Source organism: Achromobacter sp. DMS1, from assembly GCF_001270295.1.
On the sequence record NZ_LHSJ01000158.1, the window covers coordinates 1 to 9,707 of the forward strand.

Annotated in this window: 8 protein-coding genes and 1 pseudogene; 5 read left to right on the plus strand and 4 right to left on the minus strand. The window is 69.8% G+C overall.

Annotated elements, in window-relative coordinates; translation table 11 throughout:
• From AD428_RS28185 to AD428_RS17155, 5 genes and pseudogenes are all read left to right on the plus strand, one after another.
• Positions 1-186, plus strand: a pseudogene (locus AD428_RS28185) (oligopeptide/dipeptide ABC transporter ATP-binding protein); the annotation flags it as partial.
• Between the two features lie 71 nt (positions 187-257).
• Positions 258-1,913: an amidohydrolase gene (locus AD428_RS17140; RefSeq protein WP_053245979.1), complete on the plus strand. Its 1,656-nt coding sequence runs from the start codon at positions 258-260 to the stop codon at positions 1,911-1,913.
• A 1-nt stretch (position 1,914) separates the two neighbouring features.
• Positions 1,915-2,904, plus strand: a complete 990-nt coding sequence (locus tag AD428_RS17145; protein ID WP_053245980.1) for a CobW family GTP-binding protein — start codon at positions 1,915-1,917, stop codon at positions 2,902-2,904.
• Positions 2,905-3,149: 245 nt separating this feature from the next.
• Complete coding sequence (locus AD428_RS17150) at positions 3,150-3,542, plus strand: nuclear transport factor 2 family protein (protein ID WP_053245981.1); 393 nt, start codon at positions 3,150-3,152, stop codon at positions 3,540-3,542.
• A 23-nt stretch (positions 3,543-3,565) separates the two neighbouring features.
• Complete coding sequence (locus AD428_RS17155) at positions 3,566-4,963, plus strand: NAD(P)/FAD-dependent oxidoreductase (protein ID WP_053245982.1); 1,398 nt, start codon at positions 3,566-3,568, stop codon at positions 4,961-4,963.
• A gap of 51 nt (positions 4,964-5,014) precedes the next feature.
• Here the strand turns inward: AD428_RS17155 and AD428_RS17160 are convergent, their stop codons facing one another.
• The 4 genes from AD428_RS17160 to tauA form a co-directional block, all read right to left on the minus strand.
• Entirely contained in the window at positions 5,015-6,547 is a 1,533-nt protein-coding gene (locus AD428_RS17160; protein ID WP_053245983.1) for a PLP-dependent aminotransferase family protein, read from the minus strand.
• 117 nt (positions 6,548-6,664) lie between these two features.
• Positions 6,665-7,489, minus strand: coding sequence for an ABC transporter permease subunit (locus tag AD428_RS17165; RefSeq protein ID WP_053245984.1), 825 nt, complete (start codon positions 7,487-7,489; stop codon positions 6,665-6,667).
• Complete coding sequence (locus tag AD428_RS17170) at positions 7,482-8,315, minus strand: taurine ABC transporter ATP-binding protein (protein ID WP_053245985.1); 834 nt, start codon at positions 8,313-8,315, stop codon at positions 7,482-7,484. Before AD428_RS17170 ends, AD428_RS17165 begins: the two co-directional genes overlap by 8 nt.
• A gap of 93 nt (positions 8,316-8,408) precedes the next feature.
• Positions 8,409-9,437, minus strand: a complete 1,029-nt coding sequence (gene tauA / locus AD428_RS17175; protein WP_053245986.1) for a taurine ABC transporter substrate-binding protein — start codon at positions 9,435-9,437, stop codon at positions 8,409-8,411.
• Between the last annotated feature and the right edge of the window lie 270 nt (positions 9,438-9,707).

Sequence of the window (9,707 nt, forward strand, 5' to 3'; positions counted from 1 at the left end):
GCTGTCGGGCGACCCGCCCAGGCCCCGTGGACCCGCCGCCAGGCTGCCGCTTCGCGGGCCGTTGTCCCGCCGCGGCCGCCCGCCTGTTCCGAGCGCGAGCCGCCGCTGCGCGAAGTGGCGCCCGGCCACAGCGTGGCCTGTCATTTCGTGGCGGTGCGCGACGGCGACGTGACCGCGCCGCTCTAGGCTGGACATGATCCGGGCGCAACGGCCTTCCGCGCCATATTTCCCGCTTCTCAAATATCGAGGACAGAACCATGCATTCATCCAGCGCCAGGACGACCATCTACGCCGCGCGCACCATCCTGACCATGAATCCGGCGCAGCCGCGCGCCACCCATGTGGCGGTGCGCGACGGACGCATTCTGGGCGTGGGCGGCCGGGACGACCTGGCGGGCTGGGGGCCGGCCGAACTGGACGACCGTTACGCGGACCGCGTGCTCATGCCCGGGCTGGTGGAGGGGCATTGCCACCTGCCGGAGGGCGGCATGTGGAAGTTCGTCTACGTGGGCTACTACGACCGCCGCGGGCCCGACGGCAGGCTGTGGGAGGGCCTGCGCAGCTTCGAGGCCGTGGCCGGCCGCCTGCGCGAGGCCGAGCGGTCGCTGGCGCCGGGCGAAACCCTGATCGGCTGGGGCTTCGACCCGATCTTCTTCGGCGGCGAGCGCATGAACCGCGCGCATCTGGACGCGGTGTCGCGCGCGCGGCCGGTCGTGGTCATGCACGCCAGCATGCACCTGATGAACGTGAACACGCTCATGCTGGAGCGCGCCGGCATCGATGCCGATACCGACGTGGACGGCGTCAGCCGGCTGGAAGACGGCAGCCCGAGCGGCGAGCTGTGCGAGTTCGCCGCCATGTTCCCGGTGCTGCGGCTGATCGGCAACCCGTTCCGCACCGTGGGGCTGTCGGAAGACGGCCTGCGCCTGTTCGGGAAGGTGGCGCAGTGGGCCGGCGTCACCACCGCCACCGACCTGGTCAACGAGCTCGACGGCGACGGCCTGGCGCGGCTCGCGCGCATCACGGCCGAGGACGACTACCCGGTGCGCATCGTGCCGGCCGCTTCCGCGCTGACCTATGCGGGCGATCCCGCGCGTTGCCTGGCGAGGCTGCAGGAAGTGCGCCGGCTCAACCACGACAAGCTGCGGCTGGGCATGGTCAAGCTGGTGGTGGACGGCTCCATCCAGGGGTTCACGGCCCGGGTCCGCTGGCCGAGCTATTACAACGGCGCGCCGAACGGCATCTGGGTCATTGCGCCCGGCGAGCTCGACGCCATGGTGCAGGCGTATCACGAGGCCGGCGTGCAGCTGCACATCCACACCAATGGCGACGAAGCCACCGAGCTGGCCATCGATGCCGTGCAGCGCGCGCTGCAGAAGCATCCGCGCCTGGATCACCGCCATACCCTGCAGCATTGCCAGATGGCGGACGCGGCGCAATTCCGCCGCATGGCCAGCCTGGGCATGTGCGCCAACCTGTTCGCCAACCACATCTACTATTGGGGCGACGCGCACTACGCGCTCACCATGGGTCCGGACCGCGCCAACCGCATGGACGCATGCGCGTCGGCCGCCCGCGCCGGGGTGCCGTACGCCATCCACTCCGACGCGCCCATTACGCCGCTGGGTCCGCTGTTCACCGCCTGGTGCGCCGTCAACCGTTGCACGGCGTCCGGCCGTGTGCTGGGCGAAAGCGAGCGCATCGGTGTAGGCGAGGCGCTGCGCGCCATTACGCTGGGCGCGGCCTACACGCTGCACATGGACCACCTGGCGGGCTCGATCGAAGTGGGCAAGTACGCGGATTTCTGCGTGCTGGACGAAGATCCTTCCGCCGCCGCGCCCGAGCAGCTCAAGGACATCGCGCCGCGCGGCACGGTGATCGGCGGCCGGCCGCTGGACCTGGAGCCCGCCTGAGATGCCGCGCATTCCCCTGACGGTGGTGGGCGGTTTCCTGGGCGCGGGCAAGACCACGCTGCTGCGCCATGTCCTGCAATCGGCGCCACGGCGCACGGCGGTGCTGGTCAACGACTTCGGGCCGATGGACATCGACGCGGGGCTGGTCGCCGGCCGCGCGGACGAGGTCGTGCGGCTGGCCAACGGCTGCGTCTGTTGCTCGCTGTCCAGCGGCCTGGACGAGGCCCTGGCGCGCATGCTGGCGCTGGACCCGCCGCCGGCATGGATCGTGATCGAGGCGAGCGGCGTCTCGGACCCGGGACGCATCGCGCAGGTCGGCCTGTCCGATCCGCTGCTGCAGTTGGAAACCGTGGTCGTCGTGGCCGACGCGGCCGCGATACGCGCCCAGGCCGCCGATCCGCTGCTGGCCGATACCCTGGCGCGCCAGTTGCGCGCGGCGGGGCTGCTGGTGCTGAACAAGACCGACCTGGCCGACCCGGCGCAGGCCGGGAACCTGCGCCGCTGGCTGGAAGAGGCATCCGGCGGAGCGCCGGTGCTGGAGACGAGCGAGGGCAGGGTCGATCTGCACGCACTGCTCGACGCCGGCGGGCAGGCGGAATGCCGCGCCGGCGGCTGCGCGCCCGGGCATCCGCATGAAGAGGTCCGCGCGCCCGTCCATGGCGGCGTGCTCGCGCGCCAGACGCACCCCGAACCCGCCGTCCATCCCTTCCAGAGCTGGACCTGGCAAGCTCCCGCGCTGCTGGACGCCGACCGCTTCGCGCAGGCACTCAGGCAACTGCCACGCGCCATCCTGCGCGCCAAGGGATGGGTGCGCACGCAGCGCCATGGCTGGGTTCTCGTCCAGCTCGCCGGCGGTCGCGTGCGCTACGACACGCAGGCGGCGCGGCCGGAAGACGCATCCTTCCCCGCTCTGGTGCTCATCGCTTTGCGCGGCCAGACCTCCCCCGATCTCATCGCCGCAAACCTGAACCGCGCCGCACACATATCCTGAGCCGCGGCGCGCGCATGCGACATGCCGCCCCGCAGCCAGGCAAGATGCCCCGCGCAAGCAACCGGCGCGCCCCCCTCGAGCAGGGCCGGCCGAGGAGGGCGCGCCGCGGGCGTTTCGGGGGAGGGCATCTCCAGAGGGGGCCGCAACTGGTGCAAGCGATTCCCCGCGTCTGGTTCTAGACCCTGCGCCGCGCGCCTCTTACCTTGGCATCTGGCATGGCGCATGTCGCGCGGAGGAGAGCCGTAATGCAGAAGACCGTTACCGTGGAGATGCTGGCCGAGTTCGCGGCCGCGTGGAACCGCCACGATATCGAGGCCCTGATGTCGTTCATGAGCGAGGATTGCGTGTTCGAAACCGTGGCCGGCCCCGAGGCCTGGGGCAGCCGGCATACGGGCCGCGACGCGGTGCGCGCGGCCTTCGCGGCGGCATGGCAGAACTTTCCCGACGCGCAATGGCGCAACGGCCGCCACTGGGTCGCCGGCGACCGCGGCGTGTCCGAGTCCACGTTCACGGGCACCGCGGCCGACGGCACGCGCGTGGAGGCCGACATGGTGGATGTGTTCACGTTCAAGGACGGCAAGATCCAGGTCAAGAACGCCTTCCGCAAGCAGCGCCCGCCGCTGCCCGCACACGCCTGACGCGCCGCTGCCAAGGAGCCGCCATGGATGTCCAGACTTCCGTTGCGGGCGCGCGCCCGCCGTCCAGCCCCTACGATCCCGACTACGATCCGTTGGTTTCCCGCCCCGGGCGAGGGCAGGACTATGCGCCTACGTACTGGGTCGCCACGGCCGGCCCGCCGCCCGAGGACGACGGGCCGGTCGAGGGCGACGCGGACGCAGACGTGGTCATCGTGGGGTCCGGCTTCACGGGGCTGTCGGCGGCGTTGACGCTGGCGCGCGACTTCGGCGTGCGCGCGACGGTGCTGGAAGCCAACCGGGCGGTCTGGGGCTGCACCAGCCGCAACGGCGGGCAGGGGCAGAACGCATCGGGCCGCCTGTACCGCTCGCAGTGGATCCAGCGCTGGGGCGTGGACACCGCCCGCCGCCTGGACGCGGAAATCCGCGACGGTTTCGAATACTGGAAAAGCCTGGTGGCGCAGTTCGATTGCGACGCGCAGCCCGGCGGCCACCTCTACACCGCGCACCGCGAGAAGAAGATGGGCTTTCTGCGCAGCGAGGCCCGCGTCATGCGCGAAGTGTTCGGCTACGACACGCGCATCCTGAGCAAAGACGAGCTGCGCGAGCGCTACGTGGACGACCACGAGGCGGTAGGAGCCATGCTGGAGCCGGACGGCGTGGGCGTGCATCCGCTGAAGCTCGCGTTCGGCTACATGAGGCAGGCCCGCGCCCTGGGGGCGAGCCTGCATCCGGCCAGTCCCGTGCTGGGGTGGCGGCGCGAAAACGGCGCCTACCTGCTGCGCACGCCGGGCGGCACGGTGCGGGCCCGCAAGGTGGCGTTCGCCACGGGCGGCTACACCGCGCAGGGCATCGATCCCTTGCTGGACAACCGCATCATGCCCGTGCTTTCCAACTCTATGGTGACGCGCGTGTTGAGCGCCGAGGAGCGCGAGCGCGCCGGCCTGAAAAGCACGGTGTTCATCACCGACACGCGCACGCTGCGCTTCTACTACCGCCTGCTGCCCGACGGCCGCATGCAGATCGGCAGCCGTAGCGCCCTGCGCGGCGCGGATGCCCGCAATCCGCGCCACCTGGCGCTGCTGCGCGAGGGGCTGGCGCGCAAGTTTCCCGCGCTGCGCGACGTGGAGGTGGCCTACTCGTGGTGGGGCTGGGTGGATGTGAGCCACGACATGATGCCGCGCATCAGCCAGCCCGATCCGGACCAGCCGCTTTACTACGCATTCGGCTACGGCGGCAACGGCGTCTCGTTTTCGGCGCAGGCGGGCAGGCGGCTGGCGCAACGCATCATGGGCCAGGACGGCGCACCCTGGGACTTGCCCATTTACGACACGCCGTTGCCCGGCCATGTTTTCGCGCCGTTCCGGCGCATCGGACAGGGCTTGCTGTACCGCTGGTATTACCTGCGCGACGAAGTGCTGTAGAAGACGCTGCGGCGGAGCCTGGCGGCGCGGGCTGGCCCCGGGGCGCGGCGTTCAGGCCGCCGCCCGCATCCGGCAGCGGCGCGCCACGTCGGCCAGCCGCGCGATGCCCGGCGCGATCTGTCCGGCGCGGATGGACGTGAAGCCGATGCGCAGGCAGTTGCGCGGCGCGTGCGCGCCGTCCATGAAGAACACGTCGCCGGGTTCCACCACGACGCCTTCGGCCAGCGCGGCCTGCGCCAGCTCGACGGCGTCCAGCCAGGCGGGGCCCTGCACCCAGCAGGACGACGAGCCGGTGATCGGCGTGACCCGGAAATCGGGCAAGTGCTCGGCCAGCGCGCGCGCCAGTTCGGCGCCACGCTGCTGGTAGGCCTGCGACTGCCGCCGCAGCAGCGCATGGTGATGGCCGAGCGAAATGAACAGCGAAAACGCGCGCTGGATATAGGCCGACGGATGCCGCAGCATGAGGCGGCGCAGCGCGCGCAGCTCGCTGGTGAGTTCGCGGGGGGCCACGATGTAGCCGATGCGCAGGCCGGGCGCGAACGACTTGGCCAGGCTGCCCACGTAGATGACGCGGCCTTCGCGGTCCAGGCTCTTCAAGGCGGGAATCGCGCCTTCGCCCCAGCGGCTCTCGCTTTCGAAGTCGTCTTCGATGATGAGGCTGTCGGTCTGGCCGGCCAGGGTCAGCAGATCCTGGCGGCGCTGGGCCGACAGGGTGACGGTGGTCGGGCACTGGTGGCCCGGCGTGACGAAGATGTAGTCGCAGCCCAGCAGATGGGTGCCGGTGCACAGGCCCTCGCCATCCACCGGCAAGGGCAGGAGGTGCCGCGTGCGGCTGGCGAAGATGTTGCGCGCATCGGGATAGCCCGGGTCTTCCATGCCGACCACGGTGTCTTCGTTGATGAGGAGGTCGGCCAGCAGGTAGAGCGCGTGCTGCGCACCCACGGTCACGACGATTTCCTCGGCGTCGGCCCACACGCCGCGGCGCGGCAGCACCTGGGTGCGTATCTGCTCGATCAGGGCGGCGTCGTCGTGGGTGATGAGATCGGGCGCCCAGCTCCGTATGTCCAGCACCGACAGCGCCTTGATGCAGCATTCGCGCCATTCGGCGGTGGGAAAGAGATCGGGGTCGTATTGCCCGTAGACGAAAGGGTAGGGCTGCTTCTGCCAGTCTCGCGGCTTGCTGATGTTGCGCTGCCGCGAAGGGCGCAGCCGCAGCCGCTCTTCCCAGCGCACGGGCGCGCAGGTCTCGGCGTCCGGCGCACAGCAGGCGGCTTCCAGGGACGCGCCGGAATGGCCCTGCATCACCGTTTCGCTCACGAAATGGCCGCTGCGCTCGCGCGAAACCAGGTAGCCTTCGCTGACCAGTTGCTGGTAGGCGAACACCACGGTGTTGCGGGCGATGCGCAGCTGGTCCGCCAGGTAGCGGCTGGACGGCACGGGCGCGCCGGGAGGCAGGTGTCCGCTGAGTATGGCCGACACCAGCATCTGCCGCACCCGGCCCTGCAGGCTGAGGTTGGGCGCGCTTTCCATTTCGAACAGGCGCTCCCACAACACGGGCTTGAGCATGGAAGCCTGGCTGGACATGAGGACTCCTTCAAGAACGGGTGCGCAGGCGCGCCCTCCCGGCGCAGCCGGAAGGGCGCGGTTTCCGCACTCCAGCATAGAGGAGCCGGGCGGGGCGGGGAATGGGGGATTGCCCTGTCAGATGCGTCCCTTCCAGGGAATGGCGAATTTCTCCAGATAGCGCACCAGCAGGTCGAACGCGAACGCGAACACGCCGATGACGATGATGCCCATGATGACGGTGTCGCTGGCCAGGAACTGGGCGGCGTTGAGCACCATGAAACCCAGGCCCCGGTCGGACGCCACCATCTCGGCGGCCACCAGCGTGGTCCAGCCCACGCCGATGCCGATCCGCATGCCGGTGAAGATCTCCGGCAGCGCGGCCTTCAGCACCACGTGCCAGACGATCTGGGCCGGCGTGCCGCCCATGGCGTAGGCCGCGTGCACCTGTTCGATGGACACCGAGCGCACGCCGGCGCGCGCGGCGATGGCCATGGGAGCGAAGATCGCCAGGTAGATCAGGAAGATCTTGGGAAACTCGCCGATGCCGAACCAGATGATGATGAGCGGCAGGTAGGCCAGGGGGGGCAGGGGCCGGTAGAACTCGATGGGCGGATCGAAGATGCCGCGCGCATAGCGGTTGACGCCCATCAGGATGCCCACCGGAATGGCGGTGGCGCAGGCCAGGAAAAAAGCGCCGAACACGCGCGACAGGCTGGCCGCGGCATGCTCGGCCAGTGTGGAGTTGGCCACGCCTTCGGTCATGGCGACGATGAATTTGTCGTAGACCGCCATGGGCGAGGGCAGAAAGAGCGGCTTGACCCAGCCCATGCCTGTTACCAGGAACCACAGCGCGACGAGCGCGATGCTGGTCAGCAGGCTGATGTGGCCGCTGTAGCCCGCGCCCGGCGCGCCGTATACCTTGCCCGGCTTGGCGGGCCTGCCCCGGCTGCGCTCAGACATGGAGCGCCTCGGCGCGGACGCTGCGTTCGTCGCCATAGATGATGCCAAGGACTTCTTCTCGCATGGCGATGAAGTCGGGACTGGATTTGATGCCGCGTCCATCTCGGGTCTCCAGGTAGCGCCGGTTGAAGTCCGGCGTGAAGGTGTGCGTGATGCGTCCGGGCCGCGGCGACATGACGATGAGCCGCGAGCCCAGGAACAGCGCTTCTTCCACGCTGTGGGTGATGAAAAAGAACATCTTGTGGGTCTGGCGCCAGATGTGCAGCAGCAGCTCCTGGATGGTTTCGCGCGTGAGCGCGTCCAGCGCCGCCATGGGCTCGTCCATGAGCAACATGGCCGGATCGCAGGTCAGCGCGCGCGCAATGCCCACGCGCTGCTGCATGCCGCCAGATAGCTGGTAGATCATGTGCCGGTGGAAGTCCTGCAGGCCCACCAGCTCCAGGTTGCGCTGCGCGCGGGCGCGGCGCGTGGCTTTGTCCACGCCCTGCAGCTTGAGGCCGAACTCCGTGTTGTCGAGCACGTTCAGCCAGGGCAGCAGCGCGTGTTTCTGGAACACCACGCCGCGGTCGGCGCCGAGGCCGGTGATCGGCCGCCCCGCCAGGGTGATGCTGCCTTCCGTGGGCGACAGAAAACCCGCGAGCAGGCTGAGCAGGGTGGTCTTGCCGCAGCCGGACGCTCCCAGCGCGACCACGAACTCGCCCGGCTCGATGGTGAGGTTGACGTTCTGCAGCGCGATGACCGGCCCGCTGTCGTGCAGGCCGGGGTAGGTCACGCTGACTCCTTCTGCGCGCAGGGTCTGCGCGGCGGATGCGGATGGCTGGCTCATGGCCCGATTCCCCTTGTGGCGTCGCGCCCGCGTCCGCACGGGGCGCGCGGTGCGCGGGCAGGGCAGCCCGCCCGCGCCGGTCAGTCCGGCGGCCTATCTGGCCACCGCTTTCGCGTACTGGTCCGTTACGTGCGGACTGTAGTCGGGCAGTGCGCGGTCGATCTGCTTCTGGTCTTTCAGGAAGTTGGCGCTGGCCGCGAAGGCGCGCGCCGCGCCGCCTTCCTTGCCGCCGCCCAGCCACTGGCCGGATGCCTGCTCGGCCGCGGTGGGAAACACCAGCAGCTTGAGCGCGCTGACCATGTCGTCGGGCTTGCCGCCGATCAGCTTGACCATGCTCTTGACCTCGGGCGAGTCCGCCGTCCATTTGGCGCCGTTGGCGTGATAGTCGGCATAGGCCCTGGCCAGCACTTCGGTGAACGCCGCCATGAACTTCGGGTTCTTCTGCGCCCAGGCCCGGTCGGCCACCAGGCCGTCGAAGGTGGGCACGCTGGCCTTGCCGATTTCCTCCGAATCGGCGATGACCTTGCCGGTTTTCTCGATTTCGGTCAGGGCCGGCGGCCAGACGTAGGCCGCGTCGATGTCGCCCCGCTGCCAGGCGGCCACGATCTGCGGCGGCTGCATGTTGAGGATGCGCACGTCGCGGGGGTTCATCTTCCAGACCTGCTCCAGGCCCACCAGCAGGTGGAAGTGCGAGGTGGAGACGAAAGGCGTGGCCACGCGCTTGCCCTTGAGGTCGGCCGGGCGGGAAATGCCGGAGCCGTTGCGGGCGACCAGCGCTTCCGACTTGCCGATGTTGTCGAGAATCCAGAAGAGCTGCAGGTCCACCCCGCGGGTGGCGGCGGCGGTGATGCCGGTGGAGCCCAGCACGCCGACCGGCACGTTGCCGGAGGCCAGCGCGGTGGAGATGTCGCCGCCGGACGTGAACTGGCGCCAGTCGACCTGGTAGCCCGCCGCCTTGAGCGCCTTGTCGAAGCTGCCATCGGAAATGGCGGTGAGGAAGGGGCCGACGATGAGCTGGTAGCCCACCACGACCTTGGTCTGGGAATAGGCCGGCGCGGCAGCCAGGGCGGCGGCTAGGCCGGCCAGGGTGCAGCGTCGGATGAGGCGGAATAGCGCGTTCATGGAGATCTCCTGAAGAGCATGGGCTGCGTCCCGGGGCGAGGCCGGCACCGTTGGCCGGTCCTGTTCCAGTTTGCCCGGATAGGGCGGAAACGCTAGGTCCAGATGGGCGGTTCAGGTGGAGCCAAGACGGCGCGCCTGGCGCGGCAGGATGATGCGCCGCCGGGAGCGGCCACGGGGAAATCGTCCAGACGCCGGAGGCGGCCTTGGAGGAGGGGGATCAGACGGAATCCCGGCCCGACGAGGCGGACGCGGCGGCCGCCTTGCGGCGGG

What these genes read in the sequence shown, in the direction of transcription:
- AD428_RS17155 (WP_053245982.1), top strand. Translation starts at nt 3,566, where the DNA reads ATGGATGTCCAGACTTCCGTTGCGGGCGCGCGCCCGCCGTCCAGCCCC.
- AD428_RS17145 (WP_053245980.1), top strand. Translation starts at nt 1,915, where the DNA reads ATGCCGCGCATTCCCCTGACGGTGGTGGGCGGTTTCCTGGGCGCGGGC.
- AD428_RS17170 (WP_053245985.1), bottom strand. Translation starts at nt 8,315, where the DNA reads ATGAGCCAGCCATCCGCATCCGCCGCGCAGACCCTGCGCGCAGAAGGA.
- AD428_RS17160 (WP_053245983.1), bottom strand. Translation starts at nt 6,547, where the DNA reads ATGTCCAGCCAGGCTTCCATGCTCAAGCCCGTGTTGTGGGAGCGCCTG.
- AD428_RS17165 (WP_053245984.1), bottom strand. Translation starts at nt 7,489, where the DNA reads ATGTCTGAGCGCAGCCGGGGCAGGCCCGCCAAGCCGGGCAAGGTATAC.
- tauA (WP_053245986.1), bottom strand. Translation starts at nt 9,437, where the DNA reads ATGAACGCGCTATTCCGCCTCATCCGACGCTGCACCCTGGCCGGCCTA.
- AD428_RS17140 (WP_053245979.1), top strand. Translation starts at nt 258, where the DNA reads ATGCATTCATCCAGCGCCAGGACGACCATCTACGCCGCGCGCACCATC.
- AD428_RS17150 (WP_053245981.1), top strand. Translation starts at nt 3,150, where the DNA reads ATGCAGAAGACCGTTACCGTGGAGATGCTGGCCGAGTTCGCGGCCGCG.